We start from the raw sequence: 21,245 nt of genomic DNA, 5'->3' as shown, positions 1-21,245 counted from the left end.
TAGGAGGGGAATTCCATGACGGTGCGATTCATCCTATCCATCGACGGCGGCGGTATTCGCGGCCTTATTCCGGCGCTGGTCGTTGCCGAACTCGCCAAGCGGCTGAGCGGCTTGCCGATGCACAAAGCCTTCGATCTGATCGCCGGCACATCGACCGGCGGCATCATCGCAGCCGGGCTCACCTGCCCGCACCCTTCCGGCAACGGCTATGCGGCCTGCATACCGGATGATCTCGTCACGCTCTATGCCAAGGAGGGGCAAGATATTTTCGGCAAGACGCTACTGTCGAAAATCATCAATCTCGGCGGGCTTGCGGAGGAGCGTTACGATGCGACGCCGTTGGAAACGAAGCTGCAGGCGCGGTTAGGAACCGCCGAAATCACCGCCGGACTGACCAAGGTGCTGATCACCGCTTACGACATCAAGGCGCGCCAGGCGCTGATCATGACCAATTCCGACGATGAAAACAGCCATTTCCGCTATTGGCAGGCTTGCCGCGCTACCTCCGCGGCACCGAGCTATTTCGAGCCGGCGCTGATCGAAAACATCGCCAAACCCGCCGATGATCCGAACCGCCTCGTTCCCCTGGTCGATGGCGGCGTTTTCGCCAACGATCCCGTCCTTGCAGCCTATGTCGAAGCTCGCAAGATGGGCTGGGAAAAGGGCCGCGACTCCGTCGTGGTTCTATCGCTCGGCACCGGCCAGCAGAATCGTCCTATCCCCTATCAACAGGCAAAGAGCTGGGGCGCACTTGGCTGGATCAACCCCGCCAACGGCACGCCGCTGATCTCTATCCTCATGCAAGGCCAGGTATCGACCGCCTCCTACGAGGCCAATTCTCTGCTCAACCCCGCCAAGACGAAGATGGTTGATGGCTCGACGCAGGTCACACCGGCCAATGTCGGCAAGCTTGCCTATTTCCGTATCGACGGCCCGCTCATCGGCGCCAATGACGAAATGGACGATGCCTCTGCCGGTAACATCACGGCGCTTACGAACGTCGCCCAACAGCTCATCGCCCGCAATACGGCAGCGCTGGACGAGGTCGCGAAACGCATCCTAGCGGTGAAGGGAAAATAGCAGGCGGTTGGGCCATTTGCCGCATAGGGGCGAGAACTTCGCCTCTGGCGATCTCGCCTTCGAAGTGATCAAACTCGACCCGCGCAAAGTCGACAAGATGCAATCTGATGAAGAGGATAGGATCATGGCGTGGTCTGCCGGACAATATGTGAAGTTCGAGGATGAACGCACGCGCCCGGCGCGCGACCTGCTGGCGCAGGTGCCGTTGGAGCGCATAGATCGCGCCATCGATCTTGGCTGCGGGCCTGGCAATTCGACGGAGCTCATCGTCGAGCGCTACGGTGCCGCCGGCGTCTCCGGCCTCGATAGTGATGAGAATATGCTGGAAGCGGCCCGCAAACGCATGCCCGGCATGGAGTTTCTCAAGGCCGATCTTGCCACCTGGCGGCCGGAAGAACCTGTCGATCTGCTCTTTGCCAACGCCGTCTTCCAATGGCTGCCTGATCATCTCGATATTTTCGAGCGGCTGATGGATGCGCTCAAGCCGGGAGGTGTGCTCGCCATCCAGATGCCGGACAATCTGACCGAACTCAGCCACCTGATGATGGAAGAGACCGCGAAAAACGGCCCGTGGAGCGATGCTTTTGCAAAGAAGAGCGTGCGCCGCAATCCCCTTCCCCCGGCTGATCGGTAAGTCTGCACGCGTCGACCTCTGGCACATCAACTACAATCACCCATTGGAAAATGCCGCCGCCATCGTCGAATGGGTCAAGGGCACGGGCTTGCGCCCCTATCTCGATCACGCCGGCGCCGAACATCGCGATGCTTTTGCGGTCGACTATCTCGCACGCATCGAAAAGGCCTATCCGCCCTTGGTGGACGGCAAAGTCCTGCTGCGGTTTCCGCGGCTGTTCATGATCGCTGTGAAGAAGTAGCGGCCGCCGATGGGATCGTCCATCGGAGCGCAACGCCTTTCGAAAAGCGATTCCGGTTTTCTCGATCTTGGGTTAGAACATCCTCGCCCAGCATCAGCACAACCGGCTGAAGGAGAAGATTCATGTCGTCCAGAAACCTGATCTCCCTATTCCAGACGGAGGCGCATTCATGACCGGATTTACCGTCCCCCCCGCTCCACCGCTGACACTCGTCATCTTCGGTGCAACCGGCGACCTGACGCGCCGGCTGCTGATGCCGACGCTGATCAACATGACCAAGGCCGGCATGTTGGGCGACGATGTGCATGTGCTCGGCGTCAGCATCGAACCCGGCGGCGACGAGTTCCTGGTCGAGCGTCTTGACACCTTCCTCGCCGCGAACGGAATGGAGCAAGCGCAGCAGAGCGACGCCTGGCAGAGGTTGAAGACGCGCATCTCCTATGTTTCCGGAGACTTCACCCAGGGCGCAATCTATGAGGAAATCACCAGGCGCCTGCGGCAGGCGCCGAGCGCCAATGCCGCTTTCTATTTTGCCGTGCAGCCGCGCTTTTTCGGCGACATCACCAGCCGCCTCGCCGAGCATGGGCTTCTTGATGAAACCGCCGGCGTCTTCCGGCGCATCGCCATCGAGAAACCGTTCGGCCATGACCTCGCTTCCGCGCAGATGCTGAACGCGACGCTTCTGCACAGCGCGGATGAGAGCCAAGTTTATCGCATCGACCATTTCCTTGGTAAGGAAACGGTGCAGAACATCATGACGACGCGCTTTGCCAACATGATGATCGAAGCCCTGTGGAACAACAATTACATCGACCATGTGCAGATCACTGCGGCGGAATTGGTGGATGTCGGTACGCGCGGCAAGTTCTACGACGCGACGGGCGCTCTGCGCGATATGGTGCCGAACCATCTGTTCCAGCTTCTTGCCATGGTGGCCATGGAACCGCCGAACAGCTTCGACGCAGAATCCGTCCGCAACGAAAAGGGCAAGGTGCTGAAGGCGCTGCGCCGCTACTCACCGGACGAGGCGGCGAAAAACGCGGTGCGCGGTGCCTATACCGCCGGGCAGCTCGACGGCAAAGATCTGCCGGCCTACATGGAGACGCAGGATGTCGCGCCAGACAGCAATACCGAAACCTATGTGGCGCTGAAACTTTTCGTCGACACCTGGCGCTGGGCAGGCGTGCCCTTCTATCTGCGCACGGGCAAGGCCTTGAGGGCGCGTGACACTGAAGTCGTCATTACCTTCCGACAGGTGCCTTTCGCGCAATTTCCCCGCGTAGCCGCGCGACCGGACTTGCCGCCGAACAAGCTGATCATTCAGGTGCAGCCGAACGAAGGGCTGCAGATGGGAATCTCCATCAAATCGCCGGGGTTGGCATTGAAGACCTCGCCGATCGAGCTCGACTTCCGCTATGCCGACCATTTCGACATTGGTCATCAGACGGGCTATGAATCACTGCTCTACGAACTCTTCGTCGGCGACCAAACCCTGTTCCAGCGCGCCGACAGCATCGAAGCCGGCTGGGCGGCCGTGCAACCTTTCCTCGATCTCTGGGCCGAGGGCAGCAAACCCGACCCTTACGCGCCGGGCAGCATGGGACCGGCCTGTGCGGACGAGCTCATCGGGCGCGACGGCCGCGTCTGGCACAAGATTGGAGACGATTGAGGCGTAAAGGACAGGGCCGCGGGCGCCTATCCTGCGGCAAAGGCTACCTCCAGCCCCTCACCCATGAAGGCGCGGTCTTCAATGCCGCGCTGACCATGGCCGACGCTCCATTGCGCCGGCCAGACCAAACGTTCGAGGCCGGTAGCGGAAGCTCCGTCGAAAGATGTCCATCTGTCATCGCCAAGCATGCGATAGAGCATGCCGCCCGGCCCCATCCCGGCATGCAAGGCGATATCGACATCGAAGTGCTGGCCGAGGGCGAAATCGGGGCCAAACCAGTAGTGCGGACTGCGACCGGGATCGCGGCCAAGGATAAGGGTCAGAGTTTGCCGCGGACCGCGCAAACCGAGCCAGAATGGTGCGATACTGTCGGTATTGAAGGCGGAAAAGAGGGTCTGAGCGGGCGCATGCGCCGTCGTAGGCATAGAGCCCTTTATCCGCAATTCGATGATGCGATCATTGTTCATCGGGCCGGCAAAGCCGGCCAGATGCATCCCCGGCGGCAGGGTTTGCCAGCTCTCGGGATCGGCCGGCTTGAAAGGCCATTGCAATCGTTCACGAACGGCGCCGTTCGTATCCAGCACCTGATAGCGAAAGCTATCCGCATCGAGCGTCGCCTGGATGCAGTGAAGATATTCCACACCCTCCGGCATTCTATGCGCGGTGCCTGCACCGGCCGTACAAAGCTGTAGGACACCGCGGTGAACCTGAACGTCGAAGGCGAGGATGTGGCTGCAGACATAGGCCAGGACGCCTGCTTCGACCAGAATATCCCAAAATCGCTTGGCGTGGTCCGGGCCGATCTCGCGCTGATACGATCCGGAAAATCCGTTGACAGGGAAAACGGGGTGATGGCCGAGGACGATTTTATGAGCGGCATCGCCATGCTTTTTCAGCGTCGCCTCCAGCCACTCCGTCTCGACATGGCCCTCGCCGCCAAGACCGGTCCATAAGGTATGGACGAAGATCAGAAGGAGATCACCGCGACGCACCCAGTAGGACAGGCCTTTCTGACCCGGCGGGCCGTTGTCCGGAAGCCGCAGGACGCTGCGAAAGACCTGCTCGCTCATCTCGTCATAGGTGGTGTGGTTGCCGGTCGTGTGCCAAAGCGGTGTCTTTTGACGATCGAGCCAGCCCATTTCATGCTCGAACCAATGCCGCCATTGCGCCCTCAAAGCCTCCGAATCGGCGGTCAGGCCGATGATCTCGTCGCCTGGAAACAGGATGAATTCCGGCGGCGGATCGAGCCGGCGTAAAACGGCGTTGACGGCGGCAAAAGTCCCCTCATGCAGCGCACCAGGGACGCCGGAACAGGAATCGCCATAGAGTACGAACTGATGACCAGGCCCGTTCGGGCGAAGGGACGGAATGGAGTTTGCGGACATGGGACAGTTTGCAACTTGCTACATGGTCAAACAACAAAGCCCCGCGATTAGACCGCGGGGCTCCTCGTCACAAATGACAGCATATTACAGGAACTGGCTCAATCCCGGCACGGAGTTGACGACCTCATCGACCACTTCATTGCCGGCATGCTCGCGAGCGGTCGCAATGGTTTCCTTGGCGAGCGACGAAATTTCGCCCATGCTGAGACCGCTGCTCATCAGGGATTGGCCGAGCGCCATGAGACCGCCACCGCCGCCAACGGCGCTGAGGAGGCCGCCGAGCAGACCGCCGCCGGAGGTTTCTTCACCATTGTATTGCGCCACCAGATCGGAAGCGCCAGGGATGGATTCGATCATCTTGGTGACCGGGCCATCCGGGGCTTCGCGCTGCAGGAAGCCAAGCATCATGCCAACGGCCTTCTCCGCAATATCGGGGGAAATGCCGGCTTTCGTTGCGATCTGATCAATAATCTCGTTCATTCTGGCCTCCTGCCTGTTACTTATGACGTGAACGTCAACGTAATTGAATGCGCCGACCGACTCAAGTCGGCCGGGTTGTGCACGACTGTACCGGAAGCATCACCATGAAGCGAACGGTTGTCCCCATTCAAGTCTCTTCTTATAACAGCCTCAGGACAAATCAATGAATGGGCCGCTGGCACCCTCGCCCCTCGCAATTCTCGGGGTTGCCGTGCCGCCGCCCAAAGGGAGACGACGCCTGATGCTGCAGCAGGATGGACAGATTTTCGTCGGCGCGAGCCGCAATCCGGACGAGAGCATCAACAAGGACGAGTATCTGACGCTGAAATTCGGCAATCGCCACGGTCTCGTCACCGGCGCGACCGGCACCGGCAAGACAGTGACCCTGCAGGTGCTGGCGGAGGGTTTTTCCAAGGCCGGCGTGCCGGTCTTCTGCGCCGACATCAAGGGCGACCTCTCCGGCATCGCCGCCAAAGGCGAGCCGAAGGATTTCCTTTTGAAGCGTGCCGAGGAGATCGGCCTGAAGCCCTACGAATTCGATCAGTTCCCGGTGATCTTCTGGGATCTCTACGGCGAAAAGGGTCATCGCGTGCGCACCACCATCGCCGAGATGGGGCCGCTGTTGCTGGCACGGCTGATGGACGCCTCGGAAGCGCAGGAAGGCGTGCTCAACATCGCCTTCAAGATTGCCGATGATAATGGTCTGGCGCTGCTCGACCTCAAGGATTTGCAGGCCTTGCTCAACTATATGGGCGACCATGCCAGCGAGCTTTCTAGCCAGTTCGGCCTCATCTCGAAGTCTTCCGTCGGCTCGATCCAGCGGGCTCTGCTGGTTCTGGAGCAGCAAGGAGCGGAAAACTTCTTCGGCGAACCGGCGCTGAAGATTTCCGACATCATGCGCGTCAGCAATGACGGTTACGGGCAAGTTTCGGTGCTTGCCGCCGACAAGCTGATGATGAACCCGCGCCTCTACGCCACCTTCCTGCTGTGGTTGCTTTCCGAACTCTTCGAGGAACTGCCGGAAGTCGGCGATCCTGAAAAGCCGAGGCTGGTGTTCTTCTTCGACGAAGCCCACCTTCTCTTCAACGATGCGCCAAAGGTGCTGATCGAGCGCGTCGAACAGGTCGTGCGCCTGATCCGCTCCAAGGGCGTCGGGGTCTATTTCGTCACACAGAACCCGCTCGACGTGCCGGAAACCGTGCTCGCCCAGCTTGGCAACCGTGTACAGCATGCGCTGCGCGCCTATTCGCCGCGCGAACAAAAGGCAGTCCAGACGGCCGCCGAAACCTTCCGGCCGAACCCCGCCTTCGATTGTGCCGAAGTCATCACCACGCTCGGCACCGGCGAAGCGCTGGTCTCCATGCTCGAAGGCAAGGGAGCGCCCTCGATCGTCGAACGCACCTTGATCCGGCCGCCGTCGGGCCGCATCGGCCCGGTCACCGACACCGAGCGCCTGGCCATCATCAATGCCAGCCCGGTTGCCGGCCTCTATGACGAGACGGTCGACCGCGAATCCGCCTTCGAAATCCTCACCGCCCGCGCCCGCAAGGCCGCCGAGCAGGATGCTGCAAAACAAAACGACGGAAGCGCCGGCGGCCGCTGGACGCTCCCCGGCTTCGGTGGCGACGACAACAAGCCGGCAAGCCGCGGCCGTGCCGGCTACCAGCGCGAGACGATCATGGAAGCGGCGATGAAGAGCGTCGCGCGCACGGTCGCGACGCAGGTTGGCCGGGCGCTGGTGAGAGGGATTTTGGGAAGCTTGAAGCGGTAGTTAAGACCCCTTCTCCCCGTGGGGAGAAGGGGAAGACCTTACCGCGCCGGTGCAACGAGCGAGAAGAACGCGCCTTGCGGGTCGGTGCATTGGACGATCCAGCTACCGCCGGGGACTTCCATCGGGCCGTTGACGACCTTGCCGCCGGCTTCGTTGACGCGGCCAATGGCAGCATCGATTGCCGAGACATTGAAATAGAAGTTCCAGGCGGCCATCTGCATTTCCGCCGGCTTGGTCATGATGCCGCCGAAGTCGCGGTCACCGATCTTGAAGATCTTGTAGGTGCCCATCGGCCCCATGTCGAAATCGGAGCTCGATTCCCAGCCGAACATGTCGCAATAGAAGTCAAAGGCTTTCGGACCGTCGCCAGAATAGAGTTCGTGCCAGCCGACATAGCCGGGAGCATTGGGTTCCGACGGCTCCCAGCCCTCACTGGGCAGTGGCGTGAAGATGCAGAAGGCGGCGCCATAGGGATCGGCGACGACGGCGAAACGGCCGACACCCGGAATGTCTCCCGGCTCGCGATAGACCTTGCCGCCCTTAGCGGCGATCGTCTTGGCCGCTTCGTCGACGTTCGGCACGCTGATATAGCCGGTCCAGCAGGGCGGCGTGCCCATGGCCTTGGCCTCGTCCGGCAGGATCATCATGCCGGCGATCGGGCCGGCGCCGGCGCTGAACAGAGTATAGGCCATCTCGATATCCGGCATGCCGGCATCCTTGGCGTCCCAGCCGACAACCTTGCGGTAGAAGGCCTCTCCCGCGGCCATATCGGTGGTCATGAGTTCGTACCAGACAAAATATCCCTTCGCAGCCATTTTAGATCTCCCTATTGCTTGCGGCGGTGATTGGCGATCATGAATTCCTTCCAGCTTCAGTCCGGCTGGCACGAGGAAAAGATGCGTTCATTGTCGTCGATAAGTGTGATGCCTTCACGATAGCTGGCCGACTGCAGGAGTGTGCTCTTCCGTCAGTTCCGCCCTCATCGCGTCTCTCCTTGGCGATTGGCCAAGCCCTATACCCCGTAGTGCTCTAAACACGGCACTTCGGATCTTGTTCCCACGCGATTTCCAGGAAAGCCGCGCAGCCTACGCTGTCATGCTCAGTGGCAGCACGATTGCGCCTTTGGGGCCTCCTCATATTCATCGTGGCGGCGCACGAAATCCATGGTTCGGCCTTCGTTGCGGCCCTTGGGCGCGCGGTCGAGGATCATCAATGTCCCGATCAGCTCTTCCGGGCCGCGGGCGTAGCTGGAATAGGTATGGAAGACATTGCCCACCTCGTCCTTATAGAAGGCGCTGAGGCCCGGTAGCTCGTCATGACCCTCGGACCGGTCCATGTCGGTGAAATTGTAGAACACCGTCTCGCCAGCGAGTTGATCTTCGGAAAACGAGACGTGGTAATCGAAATTGAAGTCATTGGCGAAGGAGGAGACCCAGGGAAACTCCCAGCCCATGCGCTTCTTGTAGGCTTCCACCTTCTCGATCGGCGCACGGGACACGGCAACGAGGGTGACGTCGTGGTGATTGAGATGTGGCAGCGCACCGTCGAAATGATCGGCGAGGAACGAACAACCGGGACATCCGGCCTCCCAATTCGGGCCGAGCATGAAGTGATAGACGATGAGTTGACTGCGCCCATCGAAGAGTTCCGCAAGCGATTTCCTGCCCGTGGGCGTGTCGAAAACATAATCCTTGTCGACCTTGACCCAAGGCAGCGCCAAGCGTTCGGCGTTGACATGGTCACGCAGATGCGTCGCTTCCTTTTCCTTGGCTAGCAGCTCGCGGCGGGCCTCCAGCCACACCTCGCGTGAGACGATTTGGTTCATTGCCCGCGCCCTCCTCCGGCGTTCACATCGTACCAAAACTTGACAAATAGATTGATATCAATATTACTAAACCATGTCAAACGTGATTGAGATTCCTTTCGAGACAACACTACTGGTGCGCGATACTTGCCTTTGCCTGCATGTGCAGCGCGCCGCTCGGGCCTTGGCGCGCCGTTTCGACGAGGCACTGAGGCCGCTCGGGCTCACCAACGGCCAGTTTTCTCTGATGATGTCGCTAAACAGGCCGGAGCCTGCGGCCATGGGGCCGGTCGCAACCCTTCTCGCAATAGACCAGACGACACTGACAGCGGCCTTAAAACCGCTGACACGGCGGGGCTGGGTGACCATTCTGCCCAATCCCCGGGATCGCCGAGCCCGGTTGCTCAGCCTGACGCCGACGGGCAAAGCGGTGCTTGCGGCGGCCGTGCCGATCTGGAAGGTGACGCATGCCGAGGTGGAGACAAGATTGCCCGACGGCAATGCTGAGCGGTTGCGGCAGGATCTGCTGGCGCTGTCTTAAGCGCTATTTCGCATACGGGGATCGGCGCCAAAATCGCTGCGCGCAAAACCGATACGGCTTTTCGGGAAATCGCAGAGTGCCTGAACGCCGGCGGGCGACAGCCGGATGCGCCAGGTCTGGCGTTCAACGGGTTCTCGCGCAGCGAAGGCATGGGCCGTTAGAAGCGCAAGATTCTTCCCGCCCTGGGAATCCCTAACGGAGCGGTAGAGGATTGCCTGGATGCCCCCTGCCCGCGCTGCGTCGGCAAGAGACTGGCAAGCTTCGTAGCTGACAGGATCGCTCCAGGCCTCGCGATCCCGATCCAACGGCGAATGGGTGAGATCGATCGCCTGCTCGGTGGCTATTGCGGCGGCGAAGGCGGTATATTCCGCGGCATTGGCGGGCAACGGCGTCTCCGGAGAATCGGCAAAGAAAAGCAGCCTGTAAAAGCTCATTTCAGCCAGCGCCGTTTCGACCCGTTCGGAAGCATAGAAGACGCCTAGAGTACGCCCCGCCCGTCTGAAGCGTGAGCCGTGAGGATAGACCGCTCCATAGCGGAAAGGGGTCGCCAAGAGGTAGTCCAGGCCGATGCATTCTGGCGGTAGCGCCGGCTTGCTCTCCTCCAGCAGATGTTCGAGAAGCGCCTGCTCTTCCAGCGTATCGACCAGTTTCAACGTCGAGACCTGATGCTGCGCCTCCACCAGCCGCCAATAGCGGCCGGAAATCGACCGAGCCTCAGACGAGAGCGCGGCGGGCGTCCAGATAGGCAAGGACATCGGTCAATCCGGAAATGGAGGTGATTTTTTCGAGCGGCGTCGCGCCGAAGGCGAGATTGACATTGCGCAGCCATTGCCGCGCCACGGCCTCATCGCCGCCGACGATGGCATCGAGCGAGCGAAACAGGCGCACGAAAAGAACGGCGAGTTCAAATGGTTTGCTATGCCGCTCCAAAAGATGATCCTGCCGCTTCATGCGCGACACCGTCGCTTCCGAAACGCCGATGACGGCAGCGAGCATGCGCGCGTTCAACCCCAGCCGATCCGCGGCATTAACGACCGCCTTGGTGATGACCAGGGCCTCACCCGGATTTGCATGACTGATCGCTTGAGCATGTATCATGGCGACATCCTTTCCCAAGAAAGTATATAGCAAATTTCTTGCAAAAGAAAAGGAGCGACATGCACCGAAATGCCTATCGCTCCTTTTGTCGCATCCGTTCCGTCAGTTCGGAAGATGGAAAAGCCTATTCTCAGGCAACCGTGACCGGCACTTCCGTGGAGGTGCGCATGGCATGGCTATAGGGGCAGACGATGTGAGCGGCAGCGGCGAGCTTTTCAGCTTCGGCCTTGTCCATGCCGGGAATATGAACCGACAGCGAGACTTCGATGCCGAAGCCGGTGCCATCCGCACGCGGCCCGATGCCGACCGTTGCCGTCACCTTGGCGTCTTCCGGAATCTTGACCTTCTGCTGACCCGCAACAAATTTCAGGGCGCCCAGAAAGCAGGCGGAATAGCCCGCAGCGAAGAGCTGCTCAGGATTGGTGCCGGTAGCGCCGTCACCGCCGAGCTCCTTCGGCACGGTCAGGGTAACGTCAAGAACGCCGTTTTCAGAAACGGCGTGGCCCGCACGGCCGCCGGTGGCAGAAGCCTTGGTGGTGTAGAGGATAGGCATGTCAGATCTCCTTTGCGAGTTGGATGAAGACTGTATATAACGCGATTTAATCGTGCGCAATATATTTTTGTAATTTGATTTTGAAAAATGAACCTGTGACAATGAGATCAACAAGAAACTGGCGGGAGCAGCGATGACGGACGAGGTGCAGGAGCGGGCAATCCCGGATGAGGAAAAGCGGCTGGAACGGCAGCTTTGTTTTGCCGTCTACGCAACTGCCCATGCCTTCAACCGCGCCTACAAACCGATCCTCGATCGTGTCGGCCTGACCTATCCGCAATATCTGGTGATGCTGGTGCTCTGGGAAAAGGGCTGCTTACCGGTCAAGACCATCGGCGAGCAGCTTGACCTCGATTCGGGCACGCTGTCACCGCTGTTGAAACGCCTCGAGCAAGCCGGCCTGATCGGCCGCGTGCGCGACCCAAAGGACGAACGGCAGGTCATCGTTTCATTGACGGAAAAGGGCACCGGCATGAAATGCCAGGTCGCTACGATCATGGCCGCCATCGGCGAAGCCGTCGGCTGCGACATGGATGAAATGGCCAGTCTGCGCGACCGACTGCAGCGGTTGAGAGCGAATTTAACGGCCGAATGAGCCGTTAAATTCCACTCGTCAACAACATGTCCAAAACTTAGGCCTGCGTGACCAGGATCGGCGCGCGTTCCGGCACACGGTCATAGAGATCGATGACGTCCTGATTGAGCAGGCGGACACAGCCCGAGGACACCGCCTTGCCGATGGAGCGCCAATCGGGATTGCCGTGCAGACGGTAGAGCGAATCCTGCTTGTCCTCGAAAATATAAAGCGCGCGCGCCCCGAGCGGATTCTTCAGGCCAGGTTCCATGCCGCCGTTGGCGATGGAATATTTAACGAGTTCCGGCTGGCGGGCGACCATTTCGTCCGGCGGGTTCCAGCGCGGCCACTTCTTGCGCCACTGGATGACACCGCGGCCCTGCCAGGCAAAACCTTCGCGGCCGACGCCGATACCATAGCGCATAGCCGTGCCGCCCGGCTCGGTAACATAAAGGAAGCGCTCGCGCGTGTTGACGACGACAGTACCCGGCGGCTCGCCGGTCGGATCGACAACGCGCTGACGATAATATTTCGGATCGATCTGCTGATAGGGTATCGCCGGAAGATGGAAGCCGCCGTCATCCATAGCCGCATAGATTACGGCCGGGTCCGGCTGCTCGCCATTATAGCTGGAAAGCCAACTGCCGACGGGGCGATAGGTCGAACCGCTGTACTGCACCGGGCTGACGATCGGGTTGCTTTCGACCGTGGAAGCGCAGCCGGCGAGCGTCGAAACGGCGCCGATGCCCGCAAGGGCGAGGAAATTTCGTCGGGAAAGAGAAGAAGGCAGGCTCATGTCGACAGCATCATTCCTGTTGGAAGCGGAAACCCGAACCAACCCGATTCGGTTCCCGGCTAGATTCGCAGAGACAGGAATAAAACTAAAGAGCGCAGTGCAGCCCGGCTATCGCACTTATGCAACATCACGAAAATTTGTTGCAATCTGTCACTACTGAACGACAACTTCCGCCTTTGCCGACACACGATTGAAGAGATCGATCACATCCTGGTTCAGCATGCGTACGCAACCGGATGACGCCTGCTTGCCGATCGACTGCCAATCCGGCGTGCCGTGAATGCGATAGAGCGTATCCCTGCCATTCTGGAAGATATAGAGCGCGCGGGCGCCGAGGGGATTGGTCGGCCCGGGATTCATACCGCCGCGTTGGGCCGAAACCGGCTTGATCTCCGGTTCGCGGGCCACCATTTCGCTTGGCGGCGTCCAGCGCGGCCATTTCTGTTTCCACTGGATGACGCCTCTGCCATGCCAGGCATAACCGGCCGCGCCAAGGCCAACGCCATAACGCATCGCCCTGCCGCCCGGCTCGACGAAATAGAGATAGTGCCCCCTCGTGTCGATGACGATCGTGCCGGGTCTTTCATTGGTCCGGTAGTCCACTTCCTGACGCAGAAAACGCGGGTCTATCCGCTTGTAGGGGATCGCCGGCAGGGTGAAATCGTCTTCACTCTTCTGCGCGTACATGGCCTGATGCACCGGATTGGACGTCGGCAGGCCATAGGTCTGATTGAATTGCGAGCGGAAAAGGTCGCGCGCCTGCGGCACTGGCTGTACCGGAAGGCGCCCCACCTTCTGCGGATCGATGCCTTCAGGCTGATAGAAGATGGGCGCGGTTTCCTGAGCAAATCGATCGGGATCGGTCGCCCCGGTATCGGGAATAATGCTGCAGCCGGAGAGCGCAGCAAGAGCGGCGACAGCGAGCAGGCGACGGGAAGCGGGCAAGAGATCGGCCATCATCGGGAACCAGTTGAATACGGATCGGTCAACCACATGATGACCGGCGCGGCTGGCGCGAACCTGGCGTCGAAGGCGAAGATATTGCGGCATCTGGCCAAACTTCTGTTTTACCTTGCCCTGGCTTGGGTTAGACCATGGGGACGGAGGATAGCATGAATATCGACAGTCTCGACCCGAACGTTTTTGCTCCGGCAAGTCGTGCGGCATGGCTCAAGCTGGTGGACCGGGCGCTGAAGGGCGCAGACTTCCAGGAGGCGCTGGTATCGCGAACGGATGACGGCATCGCGATCGAGCCGCTCTATGCCCGTCGCTCCGATACCACACCATTGGCCCGCCGCCATATCGACCGTCCTTGGATGGTCAGCCAGCGTATGGATGATCCGGATATCGAGCGCGCTTTCACCCAACTCGACGAGGATATCGCCAACGGGGCTAGCGGCGTCAACCTGATCTCAAAAGCCAGCCCTTCGGCCTTTGGTGTCGGCATCGACGCAGACATCGAGGCGTTTGCAGCAAGATTGGCGGCTTCGGTTTCAGGCAACGCCGTCTCGCTGCGCCTTGACGGCCTCTCGCCGGCTTTTGCCGCAGCACTGGCGTCGGCATTCGCGACAAGCCAGCATCTCCCGACCATGCATTTCGGCCTCGACGTTTTCGCCTCCAAAGGCATGGCACAGGAGATGACGGAGAGCTTCCGGCGCCTGCGCGATACCGGTTTTGCTGGAACCCTCGTCAATGCCGACGGTCGTGCCGTGCACAATGCCGGCGGAACGGAGGCCCAGGAACTGGCCGTCATGGCGGCGGCGCTCGTCGGCCATCTGAAACTATTGGATCAGGCGAGCATCGCACCGGAGGCGACCCTGAACGCGGCGAGTCTCTGTCTGTCTGCCGATCAGAACCAATTCGTCACCATGGCGAAAGCGCGCGCCGCACGCATGATCTTTGCCCGCATCGCGGAGGTCTGCGGCATTTCCCACCCGCCGACGGCCCATCTCTACATGGAAACGAGCTACCGCATGCTTACCCGGCTCGACCCGGAAACCAACATCTTGCGCAACACGATAGCCGTCTTCTCTGCCGGCACCGGGGGCGCCGACGAGATTTCCGTGCTGCCGCATAGCTTGACCCATGGCATTCCCGATCCGCTGGCGCGGCGTCTGGCGCGCAATACGCAGACCGTCCTGATTGCCGAAAGCCATCTCGACCACGTCGTCGACCCGGCCGCCGGGGCCGGCGGGATCGAGGCGCTGACCGAGACTTTGGCGGAAAAGGCCTGGGAGATTTTCGTGGGCATCGAGCGGAATGGCGGGCTTGCGGAGATTATCGCCAGTGGCCGCTTGGCGGCGATGGTGGCCGAGGCGAAAACGAACCGTGCGGCGAAGCCGATTGTGGGGACGACATTGTTTGCTGCGAAGGCAGAGCGGTCGGTAGTTATCCTGGGAGAATTAGGGCCCGTGGCGGAGTGCATGGGGTTGGCACCAGTGCGACTGGATGAGGTGGCGGCATGATGGCGGCTGTGGAATTTGCGGGAAGTGCACACACCCCTCTGTCACTTCGTGACATCTCCCCCACAAGGGGGGAGATCGTTTGGAGTTTGACGCGCCGTTCGACGGCACAACAAAACTTTATTTCAACAGATTCGATGTTTGTTTCGGGTAAGAGGGCGCCACGCGCTACCGATCTCCCCCCTTGTGGGGGAGATGTCACGACAGTGACAGAGGCGGGTGGCGCAAGCGCGGCATATGCGGAGGTATCGGCCCCATGACCTCCATCCCCGATTTCGCGACCATCCCTTGGGCAAAACCCCAAGCCACGACGCCGAAAACCGGCGCCCCAGCTTGGCAGACCCCGGAAGACATCGCCGTCAAGCGCATCTACGACACGGCCGACCTTGCCGGCCTGAATTTCCTCGACACCTATCCCGGCGCTGCTCCCTTCGTCCGCGGCCCCTATCCGACCATGTATGTCCAGCAACCCTGGACCATCCGGCAATATGCGGGCTTTTCCACCGCCGAGGAATCGAACGCCTTTTACCGCCGCAATCTCGCGGCCGGCCAGAAGGGCCTTTCCGTCGCCTTCGATCTTGCCACCCATCGCGGCTATGACAGCGACCATCCGCGCGTTGCCGGCGATGTCGGCATGGCGGGCGTGGCGATCGATTCCATTCTCGACATGCGCCAGCTTTTCGATGGCATCCCGCTTGGTGAGATGAGCGTGTCGATGACCATGAACGGCGCGGTGCTGCCGGTGATGGCGCTTTATATCGTCGCCGCCGAGGAGCAAGGCGTTTCCGAGGACAAGCTCTCGGGCACGATCCAGAACGACATCCTCAAGGAGTTCATGGTCCGCAATACCTATATCTATCCGCCGCAGCCCTCGATGCGGATCGTGTCGGACATTTTCAGCTATACCAGCCAGCGGATGCCGAAATTCAATTCGATCTCGATTTCCGGCTACCATATGCAGGAGGCCGGTGCGACGGCGGATCTGGAGCTCGCCTATACGATCGCCGACGGCATCGAATATGCCCGTGCCGGGGTGGCCGCCGGGCTGGATATCGACAGTTTCGCACCGCGCCTCTCCTTCTTCTGGGCGGTCGGCATGAACTTCTTCATGGAAGTCGCCAAGATGCGTGCCGCACGGTTGATCTGGGCCGCGTTGATGCAGAAGAACTTTGCGCCGAAGGGTGGGAAGTCGCTCGCGCTTCGCACCCACAGCCAGACCTCTGGCTGGTCGTTGACGGCGCAGGATCCGATGAACAATATCATCCGCACCATGGTCGAAGCCATGGCGGCGACGCAGGGCCATACCCAGTCCCTGCACACCAATTCCTTCGACGAAGCGCTTGCTCTGCCGACGGATCATTCGGCCCGCATCGCCCGCAACACACAGATCCTGCTGCAGAAGGAATCCGGCACGACCGGGATCATCGATCCCTGGGGCGGCTCGGCTTATGTCGAGCGGCTGACGCATGATCTGGCAGCCCGCGCGCTTACCCATATCGAAGAGGTCGAAGCGCTGGGCGGCATGGCCAAGGCGATCGAAAAGGGCATTCCGAAGCTCCGGATCGAAGAGGCGGCCGCTCGCACGCAGGCGCGTATCGACAGCGGCCACCAGACCGTGGTCGGCGTCAATTTCTCGCGACCTGAACAGGATATCGAAGTCGACGTGCTGAAGGTGGACAATTCCGAAGTCCGCGCCCGCCAGCTTTCGAAACTGCAGCAATTGAAGGGCACGCGTGAGACGGCAGCGGTGGAGACCGCTTTGGAGGCCCTAACCGCAGCCGCGCGCAACGGCACCGGTAATCTCCTGGATTTCGCCGTGAAGGCAGCGCGAGCGAGAGCGACGGTCGGCGAAATCTCGCTGGCGCTGGAAAAGGCCTACGGCCGGCATGTTGCGGAGATCAGAACCATATCCGGCGTCTACCGCAAGGAAGTCGGCAATGCCGATCCTCTGTTCAACAAAGCGATTGCCAAGGTGGAAGCTTTTCGCAAGGCGAAGGGCGAGAAGCCCCGCATCCTCGTCGCCAAGATGGGGCAGGATGGACACGACCGCGGGCAGAAGGTCATCGCCACAGCCTTCGCCGATCTCGGCTTCGATGTCATCGTCGGTGCGATGTTTCAGACGCCGGAGGAAGTGGCAGATCTCGCGGTTCGGGAAGGCGCCGACATCATCGGCGCGTCATCACTTGCCGCCGGTCATCTGACGCTGGTGCCGGAACTCAAGGAAGCGCTGACCCGCCGCCATGCCGGCCGCATCCTCATCGCCGTCGGCGGCGTCATCCCACCCCAGGATTTCGCTGCATTGGAAACCGCCGGAGCGGACGCGATTTTCCCGCCGGGAACGGTGATTGCAGAGGCGGCGGCGGCCTTGGTCGATCGGCTGATGCGCTGATCGTTTAGGCCGCCACACTCTTGAAAAACTGGATGCTCTGTTCGATTTCACCCGGTAGCGACGAGTTGTGATTGCCCTGAACCGTCGCCACTTCCATTTTGACACCGCCAGCAAGAGCGCGCTTAGAAAGCAGCGTCGCCCGGGCCTGCAAAGTGCCCTCTTCGCTGGCTTGCATGACCTTCAAAGGGCATTTGAAGCTGTGGGCATAGCAGATCGGCGAGCGCATCTGGAATTCGCGCGGATTTTTCGCGTTGAAGCGGATATCCTCCGGATAACGATGGAAGAAGGCGAAGGCATCCGGATTGCCTGACATGGGAGTGGCCGCGCGGAAGCGTTTGGCCGACATTGCCGCCAGCATCGCCAGCGTACCGCCGACGCTGTGCCCCGCGAGGAAGAGGCGATGCGGATCAACGCCCGGCAGGTGGCGCAGACGGTCGGATGCGGCGAGAACGTCGGAAACCTCGTCATAGAAACCCGAGAAATTGCCCTTTTGGCCGTTTTCGCCGCGCATCGACGGGATCATGACGACGTAGCCGGCATCGACATAAGGCTTCATCAGCAGCCAATGGCCCTGACCGATGGCGTTGCCACCATGGAGGAAGAGCACGGCGGGCCTCGGCTTCGGCGTGCGCTCATAGCGCGATACCCAGGCAACGAGTTCCAGCTCGCCGCCGAGACCGCTGCGATAGAAAATCTGATCGGCGTCTGATGGCGCGACCAACGGCTCATATTTGTCGGGCGCCGGACCTTTGTTCAGAAGCTCGGTGCGGAACTTGTGGCGCTCCTTGGCATAATCGCCAACCAGAAGCGGAGGCTCGGCCACTGCGACGGCCGGCTTGCTAGTTTGGGGATCTATAACCTTGGCATCAACCGACTTGGCGACAGGAGCCGCGGTTTCGGCAGCCTTTGCGATGTTGGGAGCAAAAAGTGTTACGGCAAGACCGGCAAGAATGGTACGGCGACTGGGGCGAAATGCGTTGTCTTCAGACGTTGTCATATGATCTGTCCAAATATGCCCGGCGAATCGAAATCTGCACGGGTTGAAAGACGAGGCCAACTCACATTGTGGTGAGGAATCAACCAAGATCTATTCATCAACGGCAGGGGCCTTGGCGTCAATCAGCGCCACCAAATTTTCCAGCCGATCCGCCTCGTAGGGCGGCTTGTCGGGCCTGAGACGCGCAATTCGCGGAAAACGCATGGCGACACCGGACTTGTGCCGCGTCGAGCGATTGATCCCTTCGAAAGCGACCTCGAGGACGAAGCCGAAATCGCGATCGGCGCGCACCGCTCTTACTGGGCCAAAACGATCGATCGTATTGTTGCGCACGAACTTGTCGAGCACCTCCAGCTCGGCATCCGTGAAGCCGAAATAGGCCTTGCCGACCGGCACCAGTTGTTCACCCTCCGGTGTCATCGACCAGACGCCGAAGGTGAAATCGGAATAGTAGCTGGAACGTTTGCCATGGCCGCGCTGGGCATACATCAGCACGGCATCGACATTGTATGGGTTCCGCTTCCATTTGAACCACGGCCCCTTGGCGCGGCCAGCGAGGTAGGCGCTGTCGCGGCGCTTGATCATGACGCCTTCGATCACGGGATCCGGCGGCGCCGACCGCAAGCGGTCCAACTCTTCCCAGGAGGTAAAATCGACCAGCGGCGAGAGGTCGAAACGATCGTGGGGTGCGGCTTCGATAATTTCCGTCAGCCGTTCGCGCCGATCAAGAAATCCGCGGGCACGCACATCCTCTTCGCCGTCGAACAGCAGATCATAGGCACGGATAAAGGCCGGGTATTCCTCCAGCATCTTCGCAGTCACCGTCTTGCGGTTCAACCGCTGCTGCAGATCGGAGAAGGTGCGTGTCGGGCTGTTGGAGCGCGCCGTGCCACCGATCAGCAATTCGCCGTCGACGACGCCTTCGAAGCTGATGGCATCGACGATGTCCGGAAAAGCGCCGGAGATATCGTCGCCGGAGCGGGAATAGAGCTTACTCGTCATACCCGCCCGCGAAAGCTGGACGCGGATGCCGTCCCATTTCCACTCGGCGGCATAATCCAGGGGATCGAGCCCAGTGAGATCGCCGGGCTCGACGGCATTGGCGAGCATGACGGAATGAAAGATCGCCGGCGTCGCCAGCACCGGCTTGTCGCCCTTGCCCTCCAGCCACTGAAACAGGCTCTCATAGGGCGGCTGCAACCCATGCCACAGCGTTTCGATCTCGGTCACGTCCTTATCACTCAGCTCCGCCAAAGCCTGCTTGGCAAGCCGCGCCGACACGCCGATACGCAGCGCGCCGGTGGCGAGCTTCAGAAAAGCAAACCGGCCTGACGTATCCAGCCGGTCGAGCAGGTCGCGAACGAAGCTGCGCACCTCGGTACGCCCCAGCGCATTCATCCGACGCACCACCTCGCCGAGCTTCGGCTGCTCGCCCGCCGGGCGGACGATGTCGCTTTCCTTGTCCCAGACCAGCGAGATGGTCTCGGCGAGATCACCGACATAATCATAGGAATAGCGAAACAGCACCTCGTCCATGCGTTCAAGCACGAGCTCGCGCAGCATCGCCGGCTTGACGTTGCGCACCTCGAGCGTGCCGGCGATTGCCGCAAGACCGTAGCCGCGATCCGGGTCGGGCGTATCGCGGAAATAGTCGGTGAGCAGCTTCAGCTTGCCGTTGCGGCTCGGCGTCAGCACCAGGCGATCGAGGAGATCTGCGAAGGCTTTCATCAGTCCCCCTCATCCTCATAGCCGATCAGATGCAGCGGCTTGGCCGGAATGCCCTGCAATTCGCACCAGCGCACAAGCGCTTCTTCGCGTCCATGGGTGACCCAGACTTCTCCCGGCTTCAGCTCCGAAATGGTCTCCGTCAGCTCCGGCCAATCGCAATGATCCGAAATGACGAGCGGCAGCTCGACGCCGAGCTGCTTGGCGCGCTGGCGCACCATCATCCATCCCGACGCAAAGGCGGGCAGAGGTTCATGGAATCGCCGCGCCCAGCGATCGGAAAAAGCCGATGGCGGTCCGACGACGACAGCGCCCTTGAAGATCGACTGATCCCGGCTTTCGATCGTTGCCGGCAATAATTCGCCGAGGACGATGCCCTGCCCGGCATAATAATCGCACAACGTCTCCAACGCGCCGTGAATATAGATCGGCCTGTCGTAACCGGCATCGCGCAGCAGCCGGATGACGCGCTGCGCCTTGCCCAGCGCGTAGGCGCCGATGAGATGGGTGCGCTCGGGAAATTGCCGGAGCGAAGCCAGGAGCTTCGCCGTCTCGTCCAGCGGATCGGGATGATGGAACACCGGCAATCCGAAGGTCGCCTCGGTAATGAAGACATCGCAGGGAACGGGCACATAGGCAGCGCAGGTCGGGTCGGGCCGCCGCTTGTAATCGCCGGATACGACGATGCGCAGCCCATCCTTCTCTACCGCGATCTGCGCGGAACCAAGCACATGACCGGCCGGATGAAACCGCACCCGAACGTCGTTGATGGTCAGCTCCTCGCCGAAACCGACCGCCTGCTCCGATCCGGCAAAATCATCGCCATAGCGTATCCGCATGATGTCCAGGGTCTGGCGGGTGGCGAGCACCCGGCCATGGCCGGCGCGGGCATGGTCGGAATGTCCATGCGTTATCAACGCCCGCTCGACCGGTCGCACCGGATCGACATAGAAGCCACCGATCGGGCAGAACAGCCCCTCAGGGGCGGGATACAGCAATTGATCCGGTCTCATAGGACAAAAGATAGCGTGATTTATGCAATTATG

19 protein-coding genes and 1 pseudogene are annotated in these 21,245 nt (G+C 60.7%); 8 read left to right on the top strand and 12 right to left on the bottom strand.

The window, feature by feature from the left end:
• Window positions 1-15: 15 nt before the first annotated feature.
• The 3 genes and pseudogenes from C9E91_RS06055 (at window position 16) to zwf (ending at window position 3,624) form a co-directional block, all read left to right on the top strand.
• Window positions 16-1,080, top strand: a complete 1,065-nt coding sequence (locus C9E91_RS06055; RefSeq protein ID WP_107107458.1) for a patatin-like phospholipase family protein — start codon at window positions 16-18, stop codon at window positions 1,078-1,080.
• A 124-nt stretch (window positions 1,081-1,204) separates the two neighbouring features.
• Window positions 1,205-1,955 (top strand): annotated as a pseudogene (gene tam / locus C9E91_RS06050) (trans-aconitate 2-methyltransferase).
• A 169-nt stretch (window positions 1,956-2,124) separates the two neighbouring features.
• Complete coding sequence (zwf, locus tag C9E91_RS06045; RefSeq protein ID WP_107107457.1) at window positions 2,125-3,624, top strand: glucose-6-phosphate dehydrogenase; 1,500 nt, start codon at window positions 2,125-2,127, stop codon at window positions 3,622-3,624.
• A 26-nt stretch (window positions 3,625-3,650) separates the two neighbouring features.
• Here zwf and C9E91_RS06040 read toward each other — a convergent pair whose 3' ends face one another.
• Both C9E91_RS06040 and C9E91_RS06035 read right to left on the bottom strand, forming a co-directional pair.
• On the bottom strand, window positions 3,651-5,009 hold the full coding sequence (locus C9E91_RS06040) for a metallophosphoesterase family protein (RefSeq protein WP_107107456.1): 1,359 nt from the start codon (window positions 5,007-5,009) through the stop codon (window positions 3,651-3,653).
• Window positions 5,010-5,093: 84 nt separating this feature from the next.
• Window positions 5,094-5,489, bottom strand: coding sequence for a hypothetical protein (locus tag C9E91_RS06035; protein WP_107107455.1), 396 nt, complete (start codon window positions 5,487-5,489; stop codon window positions 5,094-5,096).
• 241 nt (window positions 5,490-5,730) lie between these two features.
• On the opposite strand from C9E91_RS06035, the gene C9E91_RS06030 reads away from it, so the two are divergent.
• Window positions 5,731-7,260, top strand: coding sequence for a helicase HerA-like C-terminal domain-containing protein (locus C9E91_RS06030; protein WP_107107454.1), 1,530 nt, complete (start codon window positions 5,731-5,733; stop codon window positions 7,258-7,260).
• 38 nt (window positions 7,261-7,298) lie between these two features.
• Here C9E91_RS06030 and C9E91_RS06025 read toward each other — a convergent pair whose 3' ends face one another.
• Together C9E91_RS06025 and C9E91_RS06020 are read right to left on the bottom strand one after the other, a co-directional pair.
• Window positions 7,299-8,075, bottom strand: coding sequence for a VOC family protein (locus tag C9E91_RS06025; RefSeq protein ID WP_107107453.1), 777 nt, complete (start codon window positions 8,073-8,075; stop codon window positions 7,299-7,301).
• A gap of 284 nt (window positions 8,076-8,359) precedes the next feature.
• A complete protein-coding gene (locus C9E91_RS06020) occupies window positions 8,360-9,085 on the bottom strand; it encodes a DUF899 domain-containing protein (protein WP_107107452.1) in 726 nt (241 codons plus the stop codon).
• Window positions 9,086-9,158: 73 nt separating this feature from the next.
• On the opposite strand from C9E91_RS06020, the gene C9E91_RS06015 reads away from it, so the two are divergent.
• On the top strand, window positions 9,159-9,605 hold the full coding sequence (locus C9E91_RS06015) for a MarR family winged helix-turn-helix transcriptional regulator (RefSeq protein WP_107107451.1): 447 nt from the start codon (window positions 9,159-9,161) through the stop codon (window positions 9,603-9,605).
• Here C9E91_RS06015 and C9E91_RS06010 read toward each other — a convergent pair.
• The 3 genes from C9E91_RS06010 to C9E91_RS06000 all read right to left on the bottom strand — a co-directional run bounded on the left by C9E91_RS06010 (window position 9,602) and on the right by C9E91_RS06000 (window position 11,256).
• Complete coding sequence (locus C9E91_RS06010; protein WP_107107450.1) at window positions 9,602-10,360, bottom strand: RES family NAD+ phosphorylase; 759 nt, start codon at window positions 10,358-10,360, stop codon at window positions 9,602-9,604. The two genes, C9E91_RS06015 and C9E91_RS06010, sit on opposite strands and share 4 nt — an antisense overlap.
• Window positions 10,320-10,703, bottom strand: a complete 384-nt coding sequence (locus C9E91_RS06005; protein ID WP_107107449.1) for an MbcA/ParS/Xre antitoxin family protein — start codon at window positions 10,701-10,703, stop codon at window positions 10,320-10,322. Before C9E91_RS06005 ends, C9E91_RS06010 begins: the two co-directional genes overlap by 41 nt.
• Window positions 10,704-10,833: 130 nt before the next feature.
• Entirely contained in the window at window positions 10,834-11,256 is a 423-nt protein-coding gene (locus C9E91_RS06000; RefSeq protein WP_107107448.1) for an organic hydroperoxide resistance protein, read from the bottom strand.
• Window positions 11,257-11,389: 133 nt separating this feature from the next.
• Between C9E91_RS06000 and C9E91_RS05995 the strand changes: the two genes are divergently transcribed.
• Window positions 11,390-11,851 carry a MarR family winged helix-turn-helix transcriptional regulator gene (locus tag C9E91_RS05995; RefSeq protein ID WP_107107447.1) on the top strand — a complete coding sequence of 154 codons (462 nt, stop codon included), beginning with the start codon at window positions 11,390-11,392 and terminating at the stop codon, window positions 11,849-11,851.
• A 37-nt stretch (window positions 11,852-11,888) separates the two neighbouring features.
• Here the strand turns inward: C9E91_RS05995 and C9E91_RS05990 are convergent, their stop codons facing one another.
• Window positions 11,889-12,626, bottom strand: a complete 738-nt coding sequence (locus C9E91_RS05990; protein ID WP_107107446.1) for a L,D-transpeptidase family protein — start codon at window positions 12,624-12,626, stop codon at window positions 11,889-11,891.
• A 153-nt stretch (window positions 12,627-12,779) separates the two neighbouring features.
• A complete protein-coding gene (locus C9E91_RS05985; protein ID WP_181316022.1) occupies window positions 12,780-13,586 on the bottom strand; it encodes a L,D-transpeptidase in 807 nt (268 codons plus the stop codon).
• A 152-nt stretch (window positions 13,587-13,738) separates the two neighbouring features.
• Here C9E91_RS05985 and C9E91_RS05980 point away from each other — a divergent pair, with 152 nt between their 5' ends.
• Window positions 13,739-15,091 carry a methylmalonyl-CoA mutase family protein gene (locus C9E91_RS05980; RefSeq protein ID WP_107107445.1) on the top strand — a complete coding sequence of 451 codons (1,353 nt, stop codon included), beginning with the start codon at window positions 13,739-13,741 and terminating at the stop codon, window positions 15,089-15,091.
• Between the two features lie 253 nt (window positions 15,092-15,344).
• Window positions 15,345-17,477, top strand: coding sequence for a methylmalonyl-CoA mutase (gene scpA, locus C9E91_RS05975; protein ID WP_107107444.1), 2,133 nt, complete (start codon window positions 15,345-15,347; stop codon window positions 17,475-17,477).
• 4 nt (window positions 17,478-17,481) lie between these two features.
• On the opposite strand, the gene C9E91_RS05970 is transcribed toward scpA, so the two are convergent.
• The 3 genes from C9E91_RS05970 to C9E91_RS05960 form a co-directional block, all read right to left on the bottom strand.
• Entirely contained in the window at window positions 17,482-18,474 is a 993-nt protein-coding gene (locus C9E91_RS05970) for an alpha/beta hydrolase family protein (protein WP_107107443.1), read from the bottom strand.
• Window positions 18,475-18,564: 90 nt separating this feature from the next.
• Window positions 18,565-20,202 (bottom strand): cisplatin damage response ATP-dependent DNA ligase, encoded by a 1,638-nt coding sequence (locus tag C9E91_RS05965; protein ID WP_107107442.1) that lies wholly within the window; start codon window positions 20,200-20,202, stop codon window positions 18,565-18,567.
• Window positions 20,202-21,212 carry a ligase-associated DNA damage response exonuclease gene (locus C9E91_RS05960; protein WP_107107441.1) on the bottom strand — a complete coding sequence of 337 codons (1,011 nt, stop codon included), beginning with the start codon at window positions 21,210-21,212 and terminating at the stop codon, window positions 20,202-20,204. Before C9E91_RS05960 ends, C9E91_RS05965 begins: the two co-directional genes overlap by 1 nt.
• Between the last annotated feature and the right edge of the window lie 33 nt (window positions 21,213-21,245).

The organism is Rhizobium sp. SEMIA4064, from assembly GCF_003025035.1.
GTDB classification, from domain to species: domain Bacteria; phylum Pseudomonadota; class Alphaproteobacteria; order Rhizobiales; family Rhizobiaceae; genus Rhizobium; species Rhizobium paranaense.
Note: the sequence above shows the minus strand (reverse complement) of the source record. Positions and strands in the feature narration are given on the sequence as shown.

Coding starts and splice junctions, on each gene's coding strand:
- C9E91_RS06055 (WP_107107458.1), top strand. CDS start 16: ATGACGGTGCGATTCATCCTATCCATCGACGGCGGCGGTATTCGCGGC.
- zwf (WP_107107457.1), top strand. CDS start 2,125: ATGACCGGATTTACCGTCCCCCCCGCTCCACCGCTGACACTCGTCATC.
- C9E91_RS06040 (WP_107107456.1), bottom strand. CDS start 5,009: ATGTCCGCAAACTCCATTCCGTCCCTTCGCCCGAACGGGCCTGGTCAT.
- C9E91_RS06035 (WP_107107455.1), bottom strand. CDS start 5,489: ATGAACGAGATTATTGATCAGATCGCAACGAAAGCCGGCATTTCCCCC.
- C9E91_RS06030 (WP_107107454.1), top strand. CDS start 5,731: ATGCTGCAGCAGGATGGACAGATTTTCGTCGGCGCGAGCCGCAATCCG.
- C9E91_RS06025 (WP_107107453.1), bottom strand. CDS start 8,075: ATGGCTGCGAAGGGATATTTTGTCTGGTACGAACTCATGACCACCGAT.
- C9E91_RS06020 (WP_107107452.1), bottom strand. CDS start 9,085: ATGAACCAAATCGTCTCACGCGAGGTGTGGCTGGAGGCCCGCCGCGAG.
- C9E91_RS06015 (WP_107107451.1), top strand. CDS start 9,159: ATGTCAAACGTGATTGAGATTCCTTTCGAGACAACACTACTGGTGCGC.
- C9E91_RS06010 (WP_107107450.1), bottom strand. CDS start 10,360: ATGTCCTTGCCTATCTGGACGCCCGCCGCGCTCTCGTCTGAGGCTCGG.
- C9E91_RS06005 (WP_107107449.1), bottom strand. CDS start 10,703: ATGATACATGCTCAAGCGATCAGTCATGCAAATCCGGGTGAGGCCCTG.
- C9E91_RS06000 (WP_107107448.1), bottom strand. CDS start 11,256: ATGCCTATCCTCTACACCACCAAGGCTTCTGCCACCGGCGGCCGTGCG.
- C9E91_RS05995 (WP_107107447.1), top strand. CDS start 11,390: ATGACGGACGAGGTGCAGGAGCGGGCAATCCCGGATGAGGAAAAGCGG.
- C9E91_RS05990 (WP_107107446.1), bottom strand. CDS start 12,626: ATGAGCCTGCCTTCTTCTCTTTCCCGACGAAATTTCCTCGCCCTTGCG.
- C9E91_RS05985 (WP_181316022.1), bottom strand. CDS start 13,586: ATGATGGCCGATCTCTTGCCCGCTTCCCGTCGCCTGCTCGCTGTCGCC.
- C9E91_RS05980 (WP_107107445.1), top strand. CDS start 13,739: ATGAATATCGACAGTCTCGACCCGAACGTTTTTGCTCCGGCAAGTCGT.
- scpA (WP_107107444.1), top strand. CDS start 15,345: ATGACCTCCATCCCCGATTTCGCGACCATCCCTTGGGCAAAACCCCAA.
- C9E91_RS05970 (WP_107107443.1), bottom strand. CDS start 18,474: ATGACAACGTCTGAAGACAACGCATTTCGCCCCAGTCGCCGTACCATT.
- C9E91_RS05965 (WP_107107442.1), bottom strand. CDS start 20,202: ATGAAAGCCTTCGCAGATCTCCTCGATCGCCTGGTGCTGACGCCGAGC.
- C9E91_RS05960 (WP_107107441.1), bottom strand. CDS start 21,212: ATGAGACCGGATCAATTGCTGTATCCCGCCCCTGAGGGGCTGTTCTGC.